Annotated in this window: 18 protein-coding genes and 1 tRNA gene; 9 read left to right on the forward strand and 10 right to left on the reverse strand. The window is 54.0% G+C overall.

Features of this window, described 5'->3' with window-relative positions; all coding sequences use genetic code 11:
* Nucleotides 1–106 precede the first annotated feature (106 nt).
* Entirely contained in the window at nucleotides 107–544 is a 438-nt protein-coding gene (locus MFFC18_RS21245) for a hypothetical protein (RefSeq protein WP_075083877.1), read from the reverse strand.
* 57 nt (nucleotides 545–601) lie between these two features.
* Nucleotides 602–1561, reverse strand: a complete 960-nt coding sequence (locus MFFC18_RS21250; protein ID WP_075083876.1) for a 3'-5' exoribonuclease YhaM family protein — start codon at nucleotides 1559–1561, stop codon at nucleotides 602–604.
* A gap of 282 nt (nucleotides 1562–1843) precedes the next feature.
* Between MFFC18_RS21250 and proS the strand changes: the two genes are divergently transcribed.
* A complete protein-coding gene (proS, locus tag MFFC18_RS21255) occupies nucleotides 1844–3331 on the forward strand; it encodes a proline--tRNA ligase (RefSeq protein WP_075083875.1) in 1488 nt (495 codons plus the stop codon).
* A gap of 3 nt (nucleotides 3332–3334) precedes the next feature.
* Entirely contained in the window at nucleotides 3335–3892 is a 558-nt protein-coding gene (locus MFFC18_RS21260; RefSeq protein WP_075083874.1) for a DUF4416 family protein, read from the forward strand.
* A 116-nt stretch (nucleotides 3893–4008) separates the two neighbouring features.
* Here MFFC18_RS21260 and MFFC18_RS21265 read toward each other — a convergent pair whose 3' ends face one another.
* The gene (locus tag MFFC18_RS21265; RefSeq protein WP_075083873.1) at nucleotides 4009–6315 is read right to left on the reverse strand and encodes a ribonuclease E domain-containing protein; all 2307 of its coding nucleotides are present in this window, start codon (nucleotides 6313–6315) and stop codon (nucleotides 4009–4011) included.
* 570 nt (nucleotides 6316–6885) lie between these two features.
* Here MFFC18_RS21265 and MFFC18_RS21270 point away from each other — a divergent pair.
* Together MFFC18_RS21270 and MFFC18_RS21275 are read left to right on the forward strand one after the other, a co-directional pair.
* Nucleotides 6886–7323 (forward strand): TraR/DksA family transcriptional regulator, encoded by a 438-nt coding sequence (locus MFFC18_RS21270; RefSeq protein WP_075083872.1) that lies wholly within the window; start codon nucleotides 6886–6888, stop codon nucleotides 7321–7323.
* Nucleotides 7324–7425: 102 nt separating this feature from the next.
* Entirely contained in the window at nucleotides 7426–8649 is a 1224-nt protein-coding gene (locus MFFC18_RS21275) for a S1C family serine protease (RefSeq protein ID WP_075083871.1), read from the forward strand.
* Nucleotides 8650–8652: 3 nt separating this feature from the next.
* Here the strand turns inward: MFFC18_RS21275 and MFFC18_RS21280 are convergent, their stop codons facing one another.
* Nucleotides 8653–9456 (reverse strand): hypothetical protein, encoded by an 804-nt coding sequence (locus tag MFFC18_RS21280; RefSeq protein WP_075083870.1) that lies wholly within the window; start codon nucleotides 9454–9456, stop codon nucleotides 8653–8655.
* A 207-nt stretch (nucleotides 9457–9663) separates the two neighbouring features.
* Here MFFC18_RS21280 and MFFC18_RS21285 point away from each other — a divergent pair, with 207 nt between their 5' ends.
* Together MFFC18_RS21285 and cysK are read left to right on the forward strand one after the other, a co-directional pair.
* Nucleotides 9664–11247, forward strand: coding sequence for a hypothetical protein (locus tag MFFC18_RS21285; RefSeq protein WP_148619028.1), 1584 nt, complete (start codon nucleotides 9664–9666; stop codon nucleotides 11245–11247).
* Nucleotides 11248–11348: 101 nt separating this feature from the next.
* A complete protein-coding gene (gene cysK, locus MFFC18_RS21290) occupies nucleotides 11349–12293 on the forward strand; it encodes a cysteine synthase A (RefSeq protein ID WP_075083868.1) in 945 nt (314 codons plus the stop codon).
* 6 nt (nucleotides 12294–12299) lie between these two features.
* Here the strand turns inward: cysK and MFFC18_RS21295 are convergent, their stop codons facing one another.
* Both MFFC18_RS21295 and cmoB read right to left on the reverse strand, forming a co-directional pair.
* Nucleotides 12300–15776 carry an AAA domain-containing protein gene (locus MFFC18_RS21295; protein WP_075083867.1) on the reverse strand — a complete coding sequence of 1159 codons (3477 nt, stop codon included), beginning with the start codon at nucleotides 15774–15776 and terminating at the stop codon, nucleotides 12300–12302.
* Nucleotides 15777–15868: 92 nt separating this feature from the next.
* Complete coding sequence (cmoB, locus tag MFFC18_RS21300) at nucleotides 15869–16861, reverse strand: tRNA 5-methoxyuridine(34)/uridine 5-oxyacetic acid(34) synthase CmoB (protein WP_075083866.1); 993 nt, start codon at nucleotides 16859–16861, stop codon at nucleotides 15869–15871.
* Nucleotides 16862–16882: 21 nt separating this feature from the next.
* Here cmoB and cmoA point away from each other — a divergent pair, with 21 nt between their 5' ends.
* Together cmoA and MFFC18_RS21310 are read left to right on the forward strand one after the other, a co-directional pair.
* Nucleotides 16883–17611, forward strand: coding sequence for a carboxy-S-adenosyl-L-methionine synthase CmoA (cmoA, locus tag MFFC18_RS21305; protein WP_157665102.1), 729 nt, complete (start codon nucleotides 16883–16885; stop codon nucleotides 17609–17611).
* 288 nt (nucleotides 17612–17899) lie between these two features.
* A tRNA-His gene (locus tag MFFC18_RS21310) sits at nucleotides 17900–17973 on the forward strand.
* A gap of 49 nt (nucleotides 17974–18022) precedes the next feature.
* Here the strand turns inward: MFFC18_RS21310 and MFFC18_RS21315 are convergent.
* From MFFC18_RS21315 to MFFC18_RS21325, 3 genes are read right to left on the reverse strand one after another with little or no spacing between them, the layout of a single operon-like run.
* Nucleotides 18023–18403 carry a redoxin domain-containing protein gene (locus MFFC18_RS21315; protein WP_075083865.1) on the reverse strand — a complete coding sequence of 127 codons (381 nt, stop codon included), beginning with the start codon at nucleotides 18401–18403 and terminating at the stop codon, nucleotides 18023–18025.
* A 12-nt stretch (nucleotides 18404–18415) separates the two neighbouring features.
* Entirely contained in the window at nucleotides 18416–18703 is a 288-nt protein-coding gene (locus tag MFFC18_RS21320) for a hypothetical protein (RefSeq protein WP_075083864.1), read from the reverse strand.
* Nucleotides 18704–18719: 16 nt separating this feature from the next.
* On the reverse strand, nucleotides 18720–21176 hold the full coding sequence (locus MFFC18_RS21325; RefSeq protein ID WP_157665101.1) for a c-type cytochrome: 2457 nt from the start codon (nucleotides 21174–21176) through the stop codon (nucleotides 18720–18722).
* Nucleotides 21177–21341: 165 nt separating this feature from the next.
* On the opposite strand from MFFC18_RS21325, the gene MFFC18_RS25100 reads away from it, so the two are divergent.
* Entirely contained in the window at nucleotides 21342–22304 is a 963-nt protein-coding gene (locus tag MFFC18_RS25100) for a class I SAM-dependent methyltransferase (RefSeq protein WP_075083862.1), read from the forward strand.
* A gap of 148 nt (nucleotides 22305–22452) precedes the next feature.
* Here MFFC18_RS25100 and MFFC18_RS21335 read toward each other — a convergent pair whose 3' ends face one another.
* Entirely contained in the window at nucleotides 22453–23325 is an 873-nt protein-coding gene (locus tag MFFC18_RS21335; RefSeq protein ID WP_148619030.1) for a hypothetical protein, read from the reverse strand.
* Nucleotides 23326–23380 lie beyond the last annotated feature (55 nt).

Raw genomic sequence — 23380 nt, forward strand, 5'->3', positions numbered from 1 at the left:
GCCGCAAAACCGGTGCAAACGTGGTCGAGCGATGCAAGACGCCCGAATGACGACATGTTCCTCGCGAGACTGTTTCAAGAGATGTGATCAGCCAGAGGAATCAAGACTAAGTGCGACTGCCAAACACGAACCACGCGACAAGAATTCCGCGGGCTGTCCAGCTAACGGTTCGAATCCAGTTTGTATTGACGAGCCGGCGATGAACTACATCGTCAAAGGCAATGTTTAGCTTGCTGTGACACGGCACTTGCAAGAAAGCCGTCGAAAGCCACGCAACGATCAACAGAATCAATGCGGTCCAAACCCACGCGACAGGTACGCCTTTGGGAACGAAGTTCAACAGCAGCATCGCGGTGACGATTTCGATTAGCATCGGCACGCCAACCACCGGCGTGATGTATCGCTCGTGCAACTGCTGATACGCCACATAGTTCTCCGCGGAAACTTTGGCGAACAACGGATAGTGAACGCATTGCACCATCCAGATCAGCCCGACCATGTACCAGGTGGAAAGCAGGTTCAGGCAAAGGACGAGATTGGCCATGGCGGTTCAATTCCTGTTTGTCGACGACTTCATCGCAAAACCAGACCAGGGAATCTCCTACTTGCCTTTGTAGATCTTGCGACCGATCGAAGGGTGGTAAACCGTCCATGCACTGTTCGGGTTAACGTCGTCTTCGATCAGCTGCTGAAAAGAATGCAGCTTTGCGTCCAGGCTGTCCAGATAATGCAGCGCGACCGCTTCCAGTGTCATCGGAACTTTCGGGCTGCCGAACTCCAGCGTTCCGTGATGCGACACGATCATGTGTCGAAGCTGATCCGCTATTTTGCCAGGGAACTCAGTGTCGGTCTGCTTTTCAACTTCCGCAATTTTCTCATCCAACATCACGACGCCCTGCACCATATGGCCAAGCAACTGCCCCTGATCGCTGTATCCGAGGTCAGGTGAATAAGTGAGCTCGCGAGTCTTTCCCAGGTCGTGAAGGAAAGCGCCGAACAGTAGCAGGTCCTGATCGAGTTCCGGATACCGTGGTGCCACCAAAAGCGAAACTTCCATCAGCGACAACATGTGATCGAGCAGTCCGCCATGGTAGGCGTGGTGATTCTTGACGCCGGCCGGAGCACGTTTGAGCGAACTCATGAAGTCTTCGTCAAGCAGAAAGCACTCCGCAAGATTACGCAGCGGTTCGCTGCTGATCGAACGCAGCATCTCTGCCAAACGGGCGACCATCGACTCCAGTTTCTGCGTCGAAAGCGTAATGAAGTCGGCTTCATCTACTTTCCCGTCCGACTTTTTGATTTCCCGGGCCAGCACCTGCATCGATCCGTTGTACACCTGAGCCGTGCCTTTGACGGTGACGTAGTCGCCATTCTCAAAGCAATCAAAGTGTTTTTGCTGGGCGTTCCACAGCATCGCAGTTAGCGATCCGGTCCGATCGCTGACTCGCAATTGCAGGTACAGATTGCCGTTGCGGTTGGTTCTGAGCTGCTTCTCACTGGCCAGAAAAACCTGATCAAGGTTTTCGCCGTCACCGAGTTCGTTGACAAATCTTCGGGTCATTTTTGCGTCACAGATGAAAGAAAACGTGGTTCGGGCTGGCATTCTAAGCATCGCGATTTTAACTCACAAGTGACACGCTGCGAGGATTCCGGAAAGCCGGGAGTGCAACCGTCGTTATCGAACAAATAGCAGCCAGTCGCATCTATCCGACAGGAGAATGGCAAATGCGGGGATTGCTATTGGGACCGAATTGTCTTCAATCCGGCTACCGGCCAGCTTCGCAAACGAATAAAATGCTGGCCCTTTTCAACATCTCAGCTTTCGCAGATCCAAACTCGGCTCATGGCAAAAAACAAAACCGCGATCACCCCAACCCGCGAACAGGATTACCCGGAATGGTACCAACAGGTCGTCAAAGCTGCTGATCTTGCTGAAAACTCGCCCGTCCGCGGCTGCATGGTGATCAAGCCCTGGGGCTACGGCATCTGGGAAAACATGCAGCGTGACCTGGACAAAATGTTCAAGGACACTGGCCACGAGAACGCCTACTTCCCACTGTTCATTCCCAAAAGCTTTCTCGAAAAGGAAGCCGAACACGTCGAAGGTTTCGCCAAAGAATGTGCCGTCGTCACGCACCATCGACTTGAACCGGGACCCGACGGTGGGCTGGTTCCGGCCGGCAAACTGGAAGAACCGCTGATCGTGCGGCCGACCAGTGAGATGATCATCGGTTCGATGTTCGCCAAGTGGGTTCAGTCCTATCGTGATCTGCCGCTGAAGATCAACCAGTGGGCCAACGTCGTTCGCTGGGAATTGCGAACACGACTGTTTCTCCGCACCGCTGAGTTTCTTTGGCAGGAAGGCCACACCGCGCATGCCACAAAGGAAGAGGCTCTTGAAGAAACACGTTTGATGCTGGACGTGTACGCGGATTTTGCTGAAAACTTTATGGCGATGCCGGTTATCAAGGGCGAAAAAACAGAAGGCGAACGATTCCCCGGCGCCGAGATGACGCTGTCCATCGAAGCCATGATGCAGGATCGCAAAGCGTTGCAGGCCGGCACGTCACACTTTCTTGGTCAGAACTTTGCCAAGGCTCAAGAGATTTCGTTCCAGGATTCCGAAGGCGGCGAGTCGCACGCGTGGACGACGTCGTGGGGTGTTTCCACACGTCTGGTCGGAGCACTTATCATGACTCACAGCGATGACGATGGCCTGGTCCTGCCGCCGAAACTTGCGCCCAAGCACGTCGTGATCATTCCGGTCCTCAAGGGAGACGACACAGAGCAGAAAGTGCTGGACTACTGCGAGTCCCTCCGCAGCGAGATCCGCGAGTTACAGTATGCGGGACGGCCAATTGAATGCTGGATCGACAAACGCGATGTTCGAGGCAAAAAGTGGGATCACGTAAAAAAAGGCGTTCCGATTCGCCTGGAAGTCGGCCCTCGCGACATCGAAAACGATGGCGTGTTCATGGCTCGCCGCGATCAGCCGAAAGCCAGCGGCGTGTCGCGTTCGGAACTGCTGGAAACGCTGCCCGATGTTTTGCAACAGATGCAGGATGGGCTGTTTGAGCGAGCGTTGCAAATGCAAAAGGACAACACGAAAGAGTTCGACAACCTGGACGATTTCAAGAAGTATTTCGAAGGCGACAAGCCCTCCGGGTTCGCGCTTTGCCACTTCACCGACGTGCCGGAGATGGAAGAGATTCTCAAGCCGCTCAAGGTCACGCCGAGATGCATTCCGCTGGCGGACAACGATACGCCAGGCAAATGTATCTTCACCGGCGCGGACACGAACAAGCGCGCGATATTTGCGAAAGCGTATTGATCGATGGGCGAAATCCGCGAATTTCGCCCCGTGCTTCGCGTGATGGCGGTTTCCAGTCGCCACGACGAAGCGTTTGATTGGACGATCGAAAAAGCAGTCCAACACTGGGGCCCGCTGGAAATCGCCAGCCCTCCCTTCGATTTTTCGGAAACCGGCTATTACCAGAAAACAATGGGCGAGGGGCTGAAAAAGCAACTGCTCGCGTTCACGGACTTGATTCCTCAAGACGAAGTGGTCGAATCAAAACTGGATTCGAATCAATGGGAAGAGGAATTCAAATCGCTTCGTTTCTGGGATGAGCCACGTCCGATCAATCTCGATCCGGGCTATATCACCGAAGCCAAACTGGTCCTCGCGACGACCAAGGATCGCGACCATCGGATCTACCTTCGCAAAGGCATTTTTGCAGAGGTGACTTTGTTTTATCAGGACCTTCGCTGGCAAAGCAGTCGTTGGACGTATCCGGATTACGAGCGGGATGACTTCCACGTGTTCTTCGATCAGTGTCGCGACTGGTTGCGGGATCGCTATGCAGAGATGGCCAGCGAACAGGATGACTGAATCGATTCTGTTTCGATTCGTGTTGCCAGCCAACCTCGCACCAAGCGCAAAAAAGCCCGGCCAACATTCTTGCAAATGAAGACCGGGCTTCGACAAGGTAATCGAAAATATTTTGGTCAGGCGTTTACCTGAGGAGTTTCAGCAACCGGAATTGTTTTGGCGACGGTTTTCGGCAATGCGTCTTTTCGCAGGAAGCACAGAATGATGCACATCACGGCCACGAACAGGAATACTCCGGCAGGAATCATCAAGCCAAACGTAAATGCGATTCCGGCAAAGATCAGGGAAACCAGACAAGCGATCACTTTGATCAGAATGCTCTCTTTTTGAGCTTTACGAGTGCTTTGGCGAATGGCCGATCGGCTACTCGAGTTAGCGATTTCCCGAAGCGTGTCGTAGTTCTCTGGACGCGAAGCCTTGTGCGTTGGCACGAACTCTTCAGCGGAAAGTACGCCTGGAACAACCGGTGCTTCGACAACCGGTTCGGGAGTTGCTTCTGTCTCAGTTCCCGTCTGGATTGCTGGCTCAGGTTCGGGTTTGGCTCGATTCAACAGACGGTTCATGTATGCCTGAATATCATCTTCTGCATTGCCACCAGTCGTCGCCGCCGTCGGTTCGACAGCAGTTTGGCTCTTTCCCGCCGCAGCATTTTGCATGTTTGCGAACACTGGGGTCGCAGGAACGTTTTGCGGTGCTGCTGGAGTCGGTTCTGGTTTCGGCGCGAAAACCGGAACGGCGTGCGTTGTCTCCGCTTCTTCAGAACCGGGAACGGCCATGCCCATCGACCCAAGAATGTCGGCAACGCTTTGTGACTTTGGCGCGTCATCTTTTTCAGCAGCCGGAGCAGCGACGGTCTCGGCAGCAACCGGCGCGGCAAGCTCGACAGGATCGGCTGGCTCAACGGGAACGGCAGCTTGAATTTCCGAAGCGGCGGACGCCTCAGGCTTACCCTGAATCGCTCGCATCGCATCTTCGAACATGTTCGAGATCGAGTCGGTTTCCTTTCGCCCGACTGGAGCGACGGTATCCGGCGGTTCAACTGGTTCAATCTGTGGCACGACAGCTGGTACTGCTGCAACAGGTTCAATCTGCGTCGCGACAGTTTCGGGCGTGACCAGGCCCGATGTGAGCGCAGTGGGTGCCGGGCTTTCGTTTTCCAGCGACGATACAAGGTCGTTCAACTGATTTCGCAAATCGTCCGGCAAGTCCGAAAGTGGATCCGCAGCACTTGTGACCGGAGATTCTGTTGGAGCCGTGGGAGCAATCGATGCTGCAGAATCTTCCACGACCTCTTGCGGAGTTTCGACAGCCGCGAGGATGGCTGGAGCAACTTCTACCGCGGACGAGTTCTCAGCAGCGGGTGAAACGTTGGCAGCAGCTTCAGCCGAAGCAGAGATTGGTGGCGTTGCCGTTTCCATGTTGGCAGGCGTTTGCACTGGCTCCGTTGGTACCACTGGTACCGCCGCAGTTGCTGGCTCCGCTGAGTCGGTCGACGGCGTTGTCGCGAAGATGGACTCAAGTTCTTTTCGCAGGTTCGCGGCCTCATCCATCACGCTGGCGTGCGATTCCAGGACCGGGTCTGGCTCCGCAGCAGTGCTCACTGGAACGTTTTCCACGGTATTCGATTCGACCAGTGGTTCGCTGATTTGGACTGGCTGCGTCGGGACAGTTTCAACCGGAGTCATCTCAATCGAGTCCGAGTTGGATTCAACATTAGGACAAGCGATGCTTCCGACACTTGTCACGCCAAGCCGTGCGAAGATGGATTCGAGTTCGCTAGTTTGAGAATTGTCTTCAACGGCTGAGCTAGCTGCGACTGGAACTTCCTCCGATTCCGACTGCGGCCCCGGCGTGGATACGGGCGGTGCCAGAACTGAAGCAGGCTGGCTCGGCAACGTCGGTACTGGCGTCGCGGTTTCTGTTTGAGCAATCTCAGGTTGAACCATCGCGCTGGTCTTGCTGATGTCGTTGTCGCTGATGCCAGTGGAGATTGGACCAGGCAAACTTTCATCAGCCGAAACGGGAATCGCTTCTGCCGCGGTAGCCTCGGTGTTTTGTGAAACCTGGCTGTCAGGCTCTCGGCCCAGTGCGGCAAGTTGCTGGTCGATCTCCGCAGCCGATCGCGAGCGAATTGGCATAACGGGTCTGAGAAGATTCGCCTCTTTGACCTCGATGCGCGATGCACACGGGAGCTCAATTTGATCTCCGGCGTTTAGCCATTTCGCTGCGGTTGGCTCGCCGTTGACGAGGATGCTGTCCACGCAGCTTCGAAGAGCTGTGCCGTTGGGACCGTTGTAGATCGCGCAGCAATCGATCTTTTGGTCGTTGTAGACTGTTCGAATCAGGCACTTGTCATCACGGATCGTAATCGGTGATGGATCGCCCAATCGATGCAGAACAACTTTGAGTTTTGAATCGTTCATAGTAGTAACGCCATTGTTAACCTTGTCATTGCGTCTGGCTTTTTCGGGCCAAGCACGTTGATGTAGCTTTTGATAATCACCGGTGCAAACTTTTGTTACACATTTGCACAGGATGGGTTGGATTCGGCGACACAACCGGAACAACCGGTACTAACTGGCGCTGCAGCGGCCATTTTTTCTCGCATGGCATGCAGAATCTGTCGCGAGCTAAAGAATTGGCATCGGGCAAAAGTTCTTCTTGTGAAATCGCCCGATCTGAGACGTTGGACTTTTCACACAGCAGTCTTCTCACCCGCCCACATGTTCGCCCCGACGTGTTGTCTCATCCACATGCCCATCTCACTCGCTCGACGAAACTGCTATCGATTTCGCGGCTACGCAGTCCTGTCCCCGCGGTTCGACGAAAATCAAATCGATGCCCGGATTCCTGAAACGTTTTGACAAAACTCTTTGTAAAGTTTGCCTGTTCCGGATTTTTAATAAAAAACGATTCTCCATTTAGCTGCGTACTATGGTTTCCGGAGTCCTCATGGGGCCTGTCCAATAACCTGCCCGTTTGGGAGTTTAGGCGTGAAAAGAAAAGAGTTCATCGAAACCGTCAGGCGTCAGCTCATCCAGCGTCGCGCCGAACTGCTCGACGACGTTTCGGGTGATGAGAGCCTGCTGAATTCGCTCCACATTAGTTCCGAGCCCGGCGATTCAGCTGACCATGCAACAGACAATGTGGCGGGAGAAATTTCGGCTCAACTGGCCGACGTCGAATTTCGCGAGATTGCGAACATCGACAATGCACTTTGCCGTATCAGCGACCAAACCTACGGAATTTGCGAGGGATGTCGCAAGAACATCCCACTGAATCGGCTGCGGGCAATTCTTCACGCGAGCTTTTGCATTGGCTGCAAGCGACTTGCTGAAGAGCACGATATCGAGAGCGGATCAGACACTGATTGGTCCGCAATTCTCGGAACAGATGGTTCCTTTTCAGGCCCAGACGCGAGCGTTTCCTGATTGGCACAACCCTACGCTGCCAAAAACAAATACTACGATTTCATTCCTTAATGCTCGAAAATTGCCGATCCATTCGCTATTCTCGACCCTGCGAACTTTAATATGCGTGACCCACAAATCGCAATCCATTCACAGAATGTTGATCTCTTGAATCGAAAGCAAACCATCGTTCCAAAGTTTCTCCTTTGCCTCGCGGCAGCGATGGGTTCGACTTTTGCCGGCTTCAACATGGCCGACGCGCAAACGCCAACACAAGCCACGCTGACTTCAAGAACAGAACCTGTGCCATCGCGAGAGTCGATGTACAAGGACCTCGAATCGCAAGCGGCCTCTCTGGAGAAACATTACCGACACGTTAAGCGAATCGTTCGTACGGTCCAGCCAACGGTCGCTCATATTGAAGCCAAAAAACGACAGTCTGCGAATTCGTCCGGCAAAAGTTCCGGCTCAGATCAACGCGTTGTTGTAATCGAAGAAGCCGGCGCTGGAGTCGTCATTCAGTACCGCGGTCGCACGTATGTGATTACAAACTATCACGTCATTGAGTCCTCTGGCATTAGCGACATTCGAATCGAATCGGACGGCATCGTTTACTATCCGACGCGAGCAATGCACGACCGGGCAACCGACCTGTCGGTCCTCGAAGTCGACAAACGCGGTCTCACGCCGGCCAAGCTTGGTGACAGTCGGCAGACCGAAATTGGTGACTTTGTGGTTGCCGTCGGCAGCCCCTTTGGTCTGAGTCATTCTGTCAGTTACGGAATCGTCAGTGCTCTTCATCGGCACGACCTGGAGCTTGGCCCGCAAGGCGTGAAGTATCAGGACTTTATGCAAACCGACGCGGCTATTAACCCTGGCAACAGCGGCGGACCGTTGATGAACATTCGCGGCGAAGTCGTTGGGATCAACACTGCAATCGCAAGCAACAGCGGCGGCAACGATGGAATTGGTTTTTCGATTCCGATCAATATGGTAATGCGAATCGTCAGTGACTTGATCGATTTCGGTGAAGTCAAACGTGGCTTTCTGGGCGTTTCTCTCGATGCACGCTACGGTGCCGAACGGGCCAAGCAACTTGGTCTTGATCGCAGCTACGGCGCTTTGATCACCAGCATCACCCCCAACTCACCTGCCGCGGTTTCCAACCTGCAAGTTGGCGACGTGGTTCTGGAATACAACAACCGCCGAATCCACAACGATTCTCACCTGGTGACTCGTGTGAGCCTGAGCACGATTGGCGAAGAAGTTCCATTGCGAGTTTTCCGCCGTGGAAACTTTCAAACGATCACGGTGAAGATCACCGATCGCAGCCAATTCAAACGCTAATTCTCAAGCTGTCTTTTGAGAGTTATTGGAAACGCCTGAGGACTTCCGCAGGCGTTGTTTGTGCGCCTCGACTACAGTCCGAATGTGCTTGATCGATTTGCGTTTTGTCTTCTTCGCACTGAGCTCATCACGAGCTTCTTTCGCGCTCGCGAATCGGCATACGATCGCGTTCCCGCGTTTGCCAACTTCTTTCGCCGTACCGGTCTTTCGCAACACGTACGCAATTTTCTGAGCCTCCCAACGCGGGACCGACATCGCCTTGGCCAGTTCGCCGGTGTCCCATTCTTTGGGCAGGCCTGGCACCAGTTTTTGCAAATCGCCAACGGTAGTGAACTCGTGTGAGTCCAACACCTCAAGGATCTTGCGATCTTTCACCTGGAAGTTGCCTTTCCTTCGCCGCCGCTTTCTGCCGTGTCCCGGAAAGCGAATCTCCTCGACGGTGATCATCGGCACGATCATTTTCAAATTGGGATGCGGAAAGACTTCGGTGAAGTAAATCAGTTCGTCAAAGAATCCAAGAATCGAGTTCTTTTTTGGGCTCCAGCGAGCATCGCTGACGCGGCCATTTTTTCGAGTCAGTTTGACCAGTTTCTTCCGAGCAACGACCGGTTTGACAACGTCGACCAGATAGCCCTGTTCGCACAAGTTGAGAATCTTTCGACGAATGGATGACAATCCGCTGCGCTGAATCTCGACGAGCCTTTTTCCATTGACGACATCAATTCGGTACCGGCCGAGTTTGACTTCGATATCCGAGCCGTCCTCCCGGTAGATCTCTTTGAGCTGGTGATGCAGCGTATTTTCCACGGTCGCCTATTCTCCGAACTGATTCTGGGAAGCCCTGAATTCTGGAACTCCTTTTCCCGAAGTTTATCGGCCAGTACAAGCCCGATGCTTCACCTGCAAACCCGAGCCGGTCGCAGGGCACGGCGTTTCCCAAAACTGGCGTTCTTTGCGGCCGCCGTTTTTGATAGCTTTCCATTTCGCCCACATGCCGCAAATTCGCTCATCAACATGCCAACCCCGCCGCAGGATCCAAACCCGAGTCCATCTTCGCCGACCGGCACGTGGGTGCTGGTCGCGATGGCGTTCTTTCTGATTTCGCTTTCGTTTCTGATCGCGTCGCGGCGCAATGCTGTCGACATCGACCTGTTCCACGAAATGTGCCTGGCCAGACAGTTTGCGGAAGAAGGCAAGTTTCCGCAAACCGATGCTTTCGCTTACACGCCAACCGTCGATCGGGTCGTGCATCACGAGTGGGGAACTGGCGCGATTGCTTACGCCGTGATTGAACAACTTGGATTTAAATCGCCAGGTTTGATGGGACTGAAGTATTTGCTGGTCGCGTTGATCTGTGGTTTCTGTTGTCTGTCAGCCAAACTGCGCGGTGCGACCTGGCCGTTGATCGTTCCCGGTTTCGCGTTGGCGACAATTATCGGAGGGCAAATCGGCTACACAACGATTCGTGCACAACTTTTTACGATGTTATTTCTGGCGATTCAGTTCTGCCTTTTAGCCCTCGATCGCCAGGGCAAAAAATGGTGGATCATCCCTTGGCTGATTCTGGTCGTCGTGTGGGCAAACGTTCATGCCGGAATCGTAGCAGGGCTGGGGATCTTTTGTTTTTACGTTCTGTTCCGCTACGTTGAGCCTTTTCTCCGCAAGCCAGATACAGCGACATTGAAGAACGATCGCTCAAATCATTTCCTGATTGCGGTTGCCATCGCTTCGATGCTGTTGCTGCTGGTGAATCCTTACGGAACCAACTACCCGTTCTATCTGTGGTACGGCACGACGCTGGACCGTCCGTTGATCAACGAGTGGAAACCATTGCTCGCAACGATCAACGATCCAGGATTCTTGACGTTGATTGGCGTGTCGTTGCTGCTGGCCCTGGTCGGATTCAAAGACTCATGGCGTGAACGTCCCTTCGAAGTTTTCGTCGTCTTACTGACGGCGTACCTGGCTTTCAAGCACGTGCGTCATCTTTCGATCTACGCGGTGACGTGGGCGTGCGTTGTCCCACCTGGACTGATGCGAAACTCGATGGGAAGCGAGCTGGCGCGAAACGCAAAACGTCTGGCAATGCCACTTGGTATCTTCGCGCTCGCTGCCGGTATCTACTGCATGGCCAATGCCTGGAACGCAAGGTTCTGGGAGATGCAGGTTCCAGCTTTCACCGAAGAGGAAGAGCCCTCGGGTATGCTGTACCCTGTCGGAGCTGTCGACTTCCTGAAAGAGATCGAGTTTGAAGGCAACTTGATGACGCCGTTCAGCATGGGAGCCTTCGTGTCATGGAATCTGTATCCGAATGTCAAAGTCAGCATCGACAGTCGCTATGAGGTCGCCTATCCACCTGGCTCCATTGAGGCTTCTTTCGATTTTTATGACGCGAAAGACGGTTGGCAGAAGTCGCTCGAATCAGACAAAACTGATGCGGTTCTGGTGCCAAACTTTAAGGCCGTGCGTGAGCAGCTTGATTCGCTCGAAGGCTGGCACTTGCTTTACTCGGACAAGATGTTCTCGATTTTCACGAAACAGCCAATCACTGGCGAACCCGTGACGGTTGAATCGATCGAGTTCGATTGGGAATTCTAGGTCCAACCGCCAGCCCCAATTGTGTCAGCAGGGACCGGGACACGATTCATATCAATCTGATATATTTTCAACAGACTTTTCCTTGATCAAACACAAGTACCATGGCCAAAATCTACGACGAAATCACTGACTGCATCGGCAAAACTCCCTTGGTTCGATTGCGACGAGTCACCGAAGGATGTGTGGCGAACGTGATTGCCAAAGTTGAAAACATGAACCCGCTGTGGAGCGTGAAGGACCGTATCGGCCGCGCGATGATCGACGCAGCGGAACGCGACGGGTTGATCAAGGAAGACACGATCATCATCGAACCCACCAGCGGCAACACGGGGATCGCGCTGGCTTACGTCTGCGCCGCGCGGGGCTATAAACTGCAAGTCACGATGCCGGATAGCATGTCGGTCGAGCGTCGTCGATTGCTGTCGGCGCTTGGCGCCGAAGTCATTCTCACACCCGGCGCCGAAGGCATGCCTGGAGCGATTCGCAAGGCGACTGAGCTTTCGGAGCAGGACGGCTATTTCATGCCGCAACAGTTTAACAATCCGGCTAACCCCGAAATCCATCGCCAAACCACGGCTCTCGAAATCTGGGAGGACTGCGGCGGCGAAATTGATCTTTTTGTTGCCGGCGTCGGAACCGGCGGAACGATCACGGGCTGCAGCGAAGTCCTCAAGGAAAAGAATCCGAATCTGAAATCGATCGCCGTCGAACCGATCACCAGCCCGGTGATCTCGCAGCGCATATCGGGCGATCCGCTGATGCCTGGCAAGCACACAATCCAGGGAATTGGCGCTGGCTTCATTCCCGGAATTTTGAACGTGGACATCATCGATGAAGTTTTCCAGGTCAAAGACGACGACGCAGTTCAGATGGCTCGAAATCTTTCCACCAAAGAAGGTCTGTTCTGCGGCATCAGCTGCGGCGCCGCTGCCCACGCCGCGATCGAAATCGCCAAGCGCCCAGAGAACGAAGGCAAGACGATCGTTGTGATTCTGCCCGACCTTGGAGAGCGCTACCTTTCAACGAGCCTGTATCCGTCGGCTTAGTTCAGATCAAAGCTCTACCAATGCTGCGCACTCCTGAAGAACTTCAGCAACTTGCCGGTGAGTGCGGCCAAACGAAAACGTTGGCTTACCCGAACTTCGTGAGTTCGGGTCCATCGAGTAAATCGCCAAAATGGATCTCGCACGAGTCATCGCAACGTAGAGACTTTTGGCAAGCACCCGGTATCCGGCCCCGACGAACTGATCGGCACAAGGAATCAAAACCACTTCGGCTTCGTAACCCTTGAATGAATTCGGGGTGGTGATCAGGACGGTGTTGGAGCGACGCTGAAAGGACTGCCCAACCTGGTGTGAAAGCTCAACATCGAATGCGGCCAGTCGCGGCGTTAGAGCATTCATGACAGCTTCAACGACGTGTTTGCCATTGTAGAGAATACAAATATCGTTCGGCGACACGGCTTCGGCAGTTAATAGATGGACAAGGTGGTCTCCGAGAACTTTCAACTGACTGTCAATATCAGGGCACGCCTGAAAATGAGGCCGTGGTCCACTGACTTGATTGAAACCGACTTGCAACCACGAATTTCCGCCGCGGATTACTTCTTTCAGCAAACCCAGATCGACCAGTTCATGATGCTCCTCGGTTTCGCTCAGGTGATCCAACACATTAACCGCGAACTCAATGATCGGTTTGGTGGAACGAAAACTTTCCCGCATGATCGTCGAACGACCTCGCATGTCGATTCCGTAATCGGACCACTTTGGCGTCCCTGCCCCATAAATATTCTGGGCGTTGTCGTAGAAAATGTTCGCGCTGCGACTATTCGGATCGGCGACACTGGTTTGCTGCACCAAGGACAGCAACAGCCGCAACATTGACGGCCCCATGTCCTGTGCTTCGTCAATGAAAAGAGCATTGCATCGTTCTTCAATTCCCTGACCTCCATTGCGTTGCAGAAACGTTTCGGCCGCCAGGTCATACTCGAATCCAAAATCATGCGCCGACAATCCAACCTCCGGCAGAATTGACTCCAACACATCCTTGACGTGCATCAAACTGACATTTCGCCATGGGAATGGCTTCGCCGCAAACAGTCCACCTTGTTGACGTTCTTCCCAAGCGGCAAGAATCGAATCCTGTAAAAGTTTGTGCAGCGAGCGGTTGGAATAGACGGTCCAGATTCGATATCCTTCATCCAGCGCATTGCCGATTCCTTCTGAGATTCGAGCCACCCAGTTCGCCATTACGACCGATTTACCACTACCAGCGACTCCACGAACCAAACGCGGCTTTCCATCGAGATCCAACCCGCTCAATCGCTGTTGTTCGCGCGACAAAACTGGGTGCATCGTACGACGCGATGCGAACTGATCGCCCAAGCGGTGCTTCGGCGTCCAGTTCTCTGCCTCAGAATCACGGCCTTCCTTTTTGATTCTCGGCATTGAATGCGTTCGCGTCGTCTTTTTGGATGACGGATCGAGGGCGTAGTCAGATCGCGCTTCGCGAACCATTGGCTGCGACAGCGTATCGGCTAAATCCTGTATGTCCTGCCAAGCGAAACCTGACTCGCTGCGTTTCAGAATCGCAGGTTTGAGCAAATGTTTCAGCGTGCGAAGATGTGGCTCATCCATTTCGCTGCGACTCGCCAACACGATCACTGCCTCACGCGCACGGCTTAGCGCCACGTTTACCAATCGTTGCCACTCGTGGACTGGCCAAGTCACATTTCCTGCGTTCACGGTGTCGAAAATGACAATGTCCGACTCGGCACCTTGTTGGCTATGGACGGTCGATGCCTGCCAACTGGTAGCCTTCCATTTCGCGAACAGTGCTGCAACTGAGTCCGCCTGAGCTTTGAATGGGGTGATGAACAGGCCGTGCGAACTCTTGAATTCATCCTCTTCAAACAGCTTCTGCAGAACGGCCGGCGTTGCGGCTCGAATCCAACTTTTGTTTGCCGGGCCGCGGGATGCCCGGATCTGGTCGATACCGACTTCCTCTTCGTCCAACACGCACCAAAGGGCGCGAGCAAACGCGATAATTGAACCCGGGATTTCTGTTTTTCGTTCACGAACTGATTGCGAAGTCGTCAACCGGCCACCGTATTGATAGCTCGAAACGATATCGCCTATTTCCTGATGCATCCGATACTGCTGCGAAAGCAAATGCACGCCGGAAACATCGGTATCGACATCTTCCAAATGAGTCACGCCGCTACTCGAAAGCCATTTGGCTTGTCGCGACGGCAACACTCGCGCGATCCGACTGATGGGAGCCAATTGTTTCGAGTCACCCACAAGAACAACTCGATCGCTTGCCAGCAGGGACAGCGCGGCCACTGCCGATCGCGATATCAATCCGGCTTCGTCGATGATGATCGTCGTAAATGGAGCACGTGATTCGTTCACCATCGCCGCAATAAATTCGTCCTTGATCAAGGATACCGCTTTGAACGCGGTTGCCACAACCACGCTCACGTCAGGATCAAGAAACGCTTTCTTGCTACAGTCCGAACAGTCATCGCGAAGTTGCTGAAGATGCATCCGCATCATCGCACGGTCCTGAGTAGATTCCGCAGACGCCAACTTCTTTCCAAGTTTGTCCATTTCGGCGAGCAACGCCGATTCCGTTCCGCGAAGCATGTCGGCAAGTTTTGCTTTGCGATAGGCTTGCCACGCAGCCCCTTTGCCAACTCGCTGAACCAGCCCTTCTTCAATCGCGGAAGCAGCGGAATCATGTTGCCGGATGGCGTTGCCGATCGAAATCGCCACAGCATCGGTTGCCTGATTCGTGGTGGAAACAACCAGAATCCTCTCTGCCGGATCTTCGATCGCCGCCGCGACTTGACGACCCGTCGTATACGTTTTTCCGGTTCCCGGTGGCCCCCAAAGAACGCTCCAGGAATACTGCCACCAGTTCTCCAACTCAGGCAGACTGAATTTCGATTGCCGTCGAACAACTGGATGGATTCCACCACATGATGCGTTCAATCGGCGATCCAGTTCTTCGTTGCGGACTTCCGCAAAGACTTCGTCGTTGTAGATCGTGTTCAGCGTTGCCAAAAATTCGAAGGGTCGAACTGAGAACTCTCCAGGGACCGGTGTCACTTCCGGATTGTCCAGACTGATAAAGAGGCAACCGTTTTGCTCATCGACTTCCAGAATTTCCCCCGACCAGAGTGCCGTTTCGTGGATCAGCTCTGGATCCGAATAATCTACGACGTTCACCAGTCCGGCTTCCGATTTGGGACGAAAGGCTGTCGCGCCTTCCCACGTCCAGTCAAAATCGACCGCTCCATCGACATGCACCACGTGAATAATCCCGCGCTCGCTTTCAACAACGACGCTGACTTTCTCACAAGTCATTCGTTTCCATTTGGAGCAGTCGCGATACTCCTGCCGGACGGCTCTGGCAGCCTGCTCAATCAACTCGGACGGCGCCGGCGGCAAACCCAAAGCTTCATCAAAGCTCGCAAGGCGACACGAAGAATCTTCGCTCTCAGAATTCGGGGTTGGCATTGTCATGAACCTATTTTCATTCAAGGCCAATCAATGGGCAATATGTTTGCCCCAAGCCGCAACCTCACGCGGACAAATTAAGAACTCACTCATCACATTCAATCCAGATACTTTCGCGTCCCGACAACGACCGTACGCCACGGCGCCGGATACCCTTCGGCGGTTTTGCTGGCGTCCTCTGGATCCAGAAACTCAGCCAGAGAGTGATAAGTCATGAACTCGGTCATGCGTTGTTCTTCCGTCGTCACCGGACAGTGCGAGACGACTTCGACGTCTTTGAATCCGGCCCGGCGAACCCAGTTTACCAGGCAATCCTGAGTCGGAACGAAGTACACGTTGCGGGCTTTCGCGTAGCGGTTTTCCGGAAACAACGCCATCGAACCGTCGCCTGGAATGCTTTGCGATTCAACAATCGCGCGGCCACCGACGACCAGGCTGTTGCGCAGATCTCGCAAAATCTGCACCGGGTTTCGCTGGTGATAAAGTATCCCCATGCACAACGCCCAATCGAAACAGCGATCAAAGACGGGCAAATCTTCGCAGCCCAATCGCTCGTACTGCATGTTCGAAATCTGCAAAAACCGCTGCACCATTTCGAACATCAGGTAGAACGGAATCGACGGATCGAGCCCGATGATCAGCTCCGGATTCATCGCCGCGGCGCGAAACATGTAGTAGGCATTGCCGCAGCCGACGTCGAGAATTCGCTTTCTGGAAATGTCTCCCAACACCGGTGCGATGCGATCCCACTTCAAGTTCGAACGCCATTCTGCGTCGACTTCGAAGTCAAAAAACTTCCACGGGCCCTTCCGCCAGGGGTGAAACTGTCGGATCGCGGTTTCCAACAGAGCGTATTGTTCGTCGGTCAGGTCTTCGCGTTTTCCCAGCGAAACGTGGTCGCTGGAAAAGTCAAATTCCAGCGGGCCAGGAAAGTCCTCGGCAGTCGGCAGCGGTTCGATAACCTGCTTCAAATCAACTCCGCGAGGCAAATCGAGTTCAGGAAGCCGGATTTTTCTCCGTTTGCGGACTTCTTCCATGTCCACATTTGGTAATAATTGCTCCAGCAAATCGGGGCGTTCCCAAAACAGCATTTAACTTTCCGCGGCAGACCAGTGGCTCAAATCGATCGACTCTTCAGCGAAATCGATCCCGACTCGGGAACGTTCTCTTTCGACGAAAACGTGGCGAGGGTGTTTGATGATATGATCTCGCGCAGCGTCCCGCTATACGCCGACGTACAACGCAGCGTGCCGATGCTGGCCGGGCTGCTAGACCACGATCCGATTCGCGTGATCGATTTGGGTTGCTCGACAGGGACTTCGCTGATTCACCTGTCAGCGATGCTGCCGCAGCGAAATCTGGAATTGATCGGAGTCGACAATTCGCAGCCGATGTTGGACCAGTGCGAGGAGAAGCTGGAGTCGCTTGATCTGCCACACCGAATCGAAACGGTTTGCGACACGGTTCAGTCATTTGAGTTTGAGAACGCGTCGGTCGTGCTGATGAATTACACGCTGCAGTTTGTTCCCGAAGGCGACCGCCCTGCTCTGCTGAGTCGGATTCGCGATTCGATTCGGCCTGGCGGGTTCATGCTGATCAGCGAAAAGGTGGCTCACGAGCAAGCGACGATGGATGATGCACTCGTCGAGTTGTACTTTGAGTACAAGCGTCGCCAGGGCTATAGCGAGCTGGAGATTTCTCGCAAACGCGATGCGCTGGAGAACGTGCTGATTCCGCTGACGACCGATCAGAATCTGGAGCTGATTTCCGATGCGGGATTCGCCCGAGCCGAAGTGTTGTTGAAGTGGTTTAATTTTGCCACGTTTCTGTGCCGCGTTTGAGGCTGGCCTGTCGAGCAGGAGCTTCAGCCTCGCGTGAGATGCAATGTGCCTCATGCAAAGCAGCGGAGGCGGAAGAGCTTTAACCTTGAGGACTTTGTGGCCTGGCACTATTTCACGAGGTTTTCACGCAAAATCTGAGCGGAATCAGACGGTAGAATTCGGCAGATGCCTCAACCTCCGCGGAAACGGGATTGCTTGCGAAACGAGGTTTCCAAAACGATTCTGGCGAACCTTTTCGTGCGTTGACCGGACTGTCTTGGGGGACTAAAATCCTCGTCGCTAAACACGGTGGCTGTAGCTCAATTGGTTAGAGTACTGGATTGTGATTCCAGGGGTTGTGGGTTCAAGTCCCATCAGCCACCCTTCTTTTTCCCGCGGTTCCGCAAACCGCGTCATTGCCTGGCCGCGGCCTTAGTCGCCGATGAAGTCGAGGCATTCCTCCGGTTCGCTGCGAAGTCGATGGTCGGCGTGGACGGATGCGAATCGAATCTCTCCGCCGCGACCGATCACAAAACGCGACGGCATCGGCAGATCCCAATGGTCGGTTCCGTTGGTTTCCGGTAGCTCCAACCCGAGCGATCTTTCGGCTTCGATTACATCCGGAGGCGTTGAAACGGTCAGGCCAAAGCTGGTCGCGATCTGATTGTTGACGTCCTGCAGAACTGGAAACCCGAGTCCCAGTTCTTTCGTGATCGACTGATTGAAATGTTGAAGCTGAGGACAAAAGGCAATCAGAGCCGCACCGCGGTCGAGAATGGTTTGAAGATTCGACTGCAGAGCTTCCAGCTCCACGATGCAGTACGGTCACCAATTGCCGCGAAACCAGGTCAAAACCAATCCGCTTTCGCCCATCAAGTCTCCAAGCGAGCAATTCCGTCCGGCAATCTGCTGCGACAACGGCGCCGCGTCACCGACTTTGAGCGCTTGATCGGCGACGCCCGAGGCAACCATTCGTTCGACATGCGCGTTGAGAACCTGCACGATCTCAGGTGGAGTCGTGCCATTCTCAAACGCGTGTCGAATCTCGGACAAACGCGAAGCAAGGTTCTCCGTCATCGATTGGGAATCTTTGTCGCCTGCCATAAACGTCATCGACGGGTGCTGCGAACTATTTGACCGATCGCATCCACGCGATCAGGTCCAGGATGTCATCACGAGTCATCGTGTCGAGAAGCCCCTGCGGCATCGGTGAGGTCGCCGACGGTTTCATGGCTTCGATTTCGGCAACGTTGATTTTCACCATACGATCAGGATTGATCATATCTGGCTGGACGTGATATTGACCTCCGGCGAGATTCACAACACGCCCCGTGACGGTTCGGCCGTCTTCCATCGCAAAAATGGTGGCTTCGTACTGATCAGAAATCGACTTGCTCGGATCGACAAGCGTCTCGATAAGGTCACGAGTCGCGAATCGGTTTCCGGCTGCCGTCAAATCCGGGCCAACGATGCCGCCCTGCCCTGCCATGCGATGGCATTTGTAGCAACTGCCGACGCCAAACATCTTCTTTCCGTTGGCCAAATCACGTGACTTCAAATCGTCATCTGTGATCGGCATCAAGTTATCGACTGTCCAATCGTTGACTTTGTCACGTGCCTTGAGATCGGCGTAGGGATCAATGCTGACGGGCTTCTTCGCCAGCAATTCAGCCAATTCGCCCTTCGTTGCCTCAGGCATGTTTCTGATTGCGAGATCGCGAACGCTTTTCACGTATCCGCCGAACGAATGCCCGCCCAGAAACTCGGTCGCACCCAAAAACCAGTTGAAATACTTCTCACGAGCCTCATTCGTCCAGCCAGATTTTGCAACAGCGAGATGCCACGCGTAGGCGACTTGCTCCTCCTGAGTATCTGCCGCGAGCAACAGGTCCAGAGTCTGGGGAACGGCCGATTCGACGTTTGCGGCGATAAGGATTTTTGAAAGTTCACGATCAAGGTCAGCATCACCGCTTGGAAACTCTGAACTGAGACTGTTCACGGCGGCAACTGCCGAAGGAAGCTGGTATTGAGACCGAATCATCATCAAACCGTAGACTCGAAGCAGCGCCAAGCGTTGCGACTTGCTCAAGTCGTTCCACGCGAGGCGATCGAGGGCTTTGACAGCGATTTCGCGAAACCCGTTGTCCCGTCCGCATCGTGCAACGGCAAGTGCTCCTTCGAGCAAAGCGTTGGGCCGCGTTTCGTCGCCGATTTTTGAAATCCATTTCTCTGGAGCCTGATGCTCAAGGCCGATTCGAGACGCAAAACGAATGTGCCGATCGGAGTGACCAAGATTCTCCCACAGCATGTCGACCGATACAGACGAGCCTTCGACATGAGACTCTTCAAGTTCACGACGAAGTTTGACAAGCTCTCCCGGTTCGACTTTCGCATCTACCGCAGCGGTTGATTCGCTGCCGGTGTACGAGATTTCATAAAGAGCTGACTGACTTCGTCGGCCGCCAATCAGAAAGTACATTTTTCCGTTGACCGGATTGATCGTCACGTCGGTCACAGGAAGCGCGTTGGAACTGCAGAATACTTCTTTGGTCGCCGTCCACGAAGCGCCAGCGGGTTCCAGCTTCAAAGCGTAAATTTTCCCGTAGCTCCAATCCGAAATGAACAGAGCATTCTGATACTTGGCCGGGAACTTTGCTCCGGTCCCGAACGTGATTCCTGTTGGGCTGCCGACTCCAACTTCGTGAACTGGAGGCAAGCTGTCGGGATAGTATTTGGGCCATTTTCCGCTGCCGTTTCGCCAGCCGAATTCGCCGCCACTGACGACGTGACAGACTCGCGTCGGACGATACCAGGGCGATCCAACATCCCACTCCATGTCGGCATCGTAAGTGAATAGCTCGCCATTGGGAGCAAACGCGATGTCGTATTCATTGCGGAATCCGGCGCAAACCAGTTCGAATGACTTGCCTTCGGGATCCGTTTTGCAAACCCAACCGGCCGGAGCCATCTTGTCATTCGCGTGGCCACCCGGATCAGGCAGTCGCTCGATCAACTGGTCTTCTCCCCAATGGCGTGGCGGACGGGATGTCTCAGGTTTCGGAATTTTGGTCATGTTTCCGGCACAGATGTACAACGACTGCTTGTCCGGGCTGAGAATCACAGCATGCGGCCCGTGCTCGCTGCCGCCATCGAACTCTCGAAGCATTGTGACTTCGTCGTACTGGTCGTCGCCGTTGGTATCCTGGCAGCGAAACAGCCCCGGCGGCATGTTGTCACCACGATGCGACACGACGTAGAGGCTGTCGAAAGCACAGAGCAGTCCCTGAGCGCGGCCAATCTTTGCCGTCAGTTTCTCGACTTTCGCTTCGCCATCCCCGGTGGCCGGAGTGATCCGATACAGTCCGCCATACTGCGAGGACGTGATCAAACGCCCTTGAGGATCAGTCGTGATCGAAACCCAGGAGCCCTGCTGTTCGACGGGTACGCCGTAGACGACCTTGGCCGAAAAACCATCGGGCAGTGTCAGTTTCTGGGGAATGCCGCGGTCCTGAGCGACGACATTGGTTGCGGCGATTGCCAAAACCGCAATGGATGCGAAACGTATCAACGACTTAAAAACTTGCACTATTCTGCTCCCGGGAGTGTTCTCAACTTTGATCGTAGCCCAATTACTGACGTCCGGTTTGATTTTATCAAAAAACGTGGCTTGGGTTGGCTACCGCGCAAATGTTTGGACAATGGAATCGAAAACTTTTCAGCCATTATTCTGCAGCTCCACGCCGAGCCCACTATGAGCGATTTTCAGGACCGTACGATTCAGGAACTTTACAAACTCAAGCGACGCGGTGCGCAGTGGCATGCCGTACTTGCCGCTGGCGAGGTCGGAATTTTTGGAGCACTTGATTCTGGTCAGAAAACGGTTGCTCAACTCGCAGAGATGTTGTCGCTCAACGAAGAGGCCGTTCGTCGACTGATGAATGTTCTGCTGCAGACCGAAATGGTGGAGCAGTACGGAGAGGATTTTGCGTTGACGACACTGGGAGGTTTGATTCCGGCGTCGTTGCGGAATTTCGGAGCTCCTTCGTGGGAACGGCTGGTGGATCATCTCAAAACGGGTGAGGGAATCGACGATTCGACCTGGGACGTTGAGCTTGATGCACGCGAGTGGACGATGACTCCGGCGGCGATCAATGCGATGAAGTGCCTGGACATCGGAAGCACCCGGAAGGGGATTCGAATTCTCGATCTTGGTTGCGGTTCAGGCGTGTTTGGCGTCGCAATGGCTCATCGCGACCCGACTTCCCGGATCACTTTTCTGGACACCGCCAGTCAGCTCAAACGAGCCAAGGAGACGTTGGACAGCGTTGGTATTGAGGCGGAAATCAAATGGGCGGAGTGCGATCCGGCGACGGAACTACAGCTGTTCGAAGCCGGTGAACCGTTTGACTTGATCGTCGTTGCCAATCGAGTTCACCGGATGGACGTGATTGCTCAGGAAGCGATGTATATGAAGCTGCATTCGCTGCTAAAGCCAGAAGGAGAAATGGCAATCATCGATGTTTTTGCGGGTCAGGAAGCCGGCCAGGAAGATGTGGCCATTTTCGATCTGGAATCCGGGCTACGAGCCGGCGGGAAAGTTTGTGACGCACTGCGAATCGAATACTCGCTCAAAGCCAGCGGTTTCCGGCAAGTCCAGTTTGCCTGGCTGCCGTGTGAACCCCATCTGTACGGATTAATGTTGGCGACGCGCTAGCCAGTTCAGGCAACAGCTCACGATCCAGTCGCTTTTCATCGGATAGCTCACGCTAGAGGCGACCATGCTGGTCAATGTGGGAGCGGATTCAAGCTCAGGCTGGGATCCGGTGATACGTCGCTAACTCCACCACGCTAATTGCCCTCCGCTAACTGCGAAAAGCTCTACGTTGAAAGTGCGGTGCTTCGAATAGTTCGTCATTGCTTTCGATTTCAATGGACTGATCATCGAGTTCCAAGAGCTTGTCGACGAGCAGTTGCGTGTCGTGCTGCGTTTTTTCCAACAGCACCATGCCGAACGACTTTGGCAGCCCTAGCGAGTCGAATCGGTCCGATGGAAAACAGGCCAACAACGAGCTGGAGATCTTCCGATTGAGCTCCGGATTCGCAGCCCATTGCGACTGGAACTGCTGCAACTCAGCCGCGAACGATGCGATCAGAACCTGGTTCCGGCGTGCCTGCAAAACCGGCGAAGTCTCTTCGTCTTCTTCATGAAAATCGGAAACGCGGCTTTCGTCGAAAGCAAACATTTTTGCGATTTCAACATCGGTGACCCGTACCAAAAACAGATCCGTCCAACGTTCAACTTTGCGACGCAGCAGATTCAGCCGATCGAACTCCGGTTCGTTCATCGCCTGAGTTCCCAGCAGCAAACGCATGGCACGATTGCGAGCTTCGATGTGGCTGATGTGAACCGAATGAGCCAGACCAAACAGTTCGTCGGATTCCTGATAGGTATCGTGAGCCAAAACAGCGGCGGACCAGACTCGCGTCAGAAACTCGGAAACAAAAATCTCCTCGACGACGGTTGTGATCGCTGGCCAGGGATTGTGTGAGTTTTCCACATCCCGCAAGTCTTCCTCGAACACCTGCAGAGCCGCGTTCCATCGCTGCAATCTGCACTTTGATGCAGTCCAGTAATCCACCGAAACGAGTTCCTGAGGTTCACTGTTTCCAAAAATGAGTGTTGGGGCGTGGACTGCGATCCAGCTTCCGATTTGAGCGAGTTGGCTTGCGTGCATGTTGTTTGACTGGCGTAAGTTTTCGTTTGTTTCAGCTTCTGTTTCGTTTGTTTCA

Source organism: Mariniblastus fucicola, assembly GCF_008087665.1.
Taxonomy (GTDB): Bacteria; Planctomycetota; Planctomycetia; order Pirellulales; family Pirellulaceae; genus Mariniblastus; species Mariniblastus fucicola.

Excerpts from the sequence above, each read along its gene's own strand:
- MFFC18_RS21285 (WP_148619028.1), top strand. The coding sequence starts at position 9,664 with ATGCCAACCCCGCCGCAGGATCCAAACCCGAGTCCATCTTCGCCGACC.
- MFFC18_RS21250 (WP_075083876.1), bottom strand. The coding sequence starts at position 1,561 with ATGACCCGAAGATTTGTCAACGAACTCGGTGACGGCGAAAACCTTGAT.
- MFFC18_RS21245 (WP_075083877.1), bottom strand. The coding sequence starts at position 544 with ATGGCCAATCTCGTCCTTTGCCTGAACCTGCTTTCCACCTGGTACATG.
- MFFC18_RS21335 (WP_148619030.1), bottom strand. The coding sequence starts at position 23,325 with ATGCACGCAAGCCAACTCGCTCAAATCGGAAGCTGGATCGCAGTCCAC.
- MFFC18_RS25100 (WP_075083862.1), top strand. The coding sequence starts at position 21,342 with ATGAGCGATTTTCAGGACCGTACGATTCAGGAACTTTACAAACTCAAG.
- cmoB (WP_075083866.1), bottom strand. The coding sequence starts at position 16,861 with ATGCTGTTTTGGGAACGCCCCGATTTGCTGGAGCAATTATTACCAAAT.
- MFFC18_RS21295 (WP_075083867.1), bottom strand. The coding sequence starts at position 15,776 with ATGACAATGCCAACCCCGAATTCTGAGAGCGAAGATTCTTCGTGTCGC.
- proS (WP_075083875.1), top strand. The coding sequence starts at position 1,844 with ATGGCAAAAAACAAAACCGCGATCACCCCAACCCGCGAACAGGATTAC.
- MFFC18_RS21275 (WP_075083871.1), top strand. The coding sequence starts at position 7,426 with ATGCGTGACCCACAAATCGCAATCCATTCACAGAATGTTGATCTCTTG.
- MFFC18_RS21320 (WP_075083864.1), bottom strand. The coding sequence starts at position 18,703 with ATGACGTTTATGGCAGGCGACAAAGATTCCCAATCGATGACGGAGAAC.
- MFFC18_RS21265 (WP_075083873.1), bottom strand. The coding sequence starts at position 6,315 with ATGAACGATTCAAAACTCAAAGTTGTTCTGCATCGATTGGGCGATCCA.
- MFFC18_RS21260 (WP_075083874.1), top strand. The coding sequence starts at position 3,335 with ATGGGCGAAATCCGCGAATTTCGCCCCGTGCTTCGCGTGATGGCGGTT.
- cysK (WP_075083868.1), top strand. The coding sequence starts at position 11,349 with ATGGCCAAAATCTACGACGAAATCACTGACTGCATCGGCAAAACTCCC.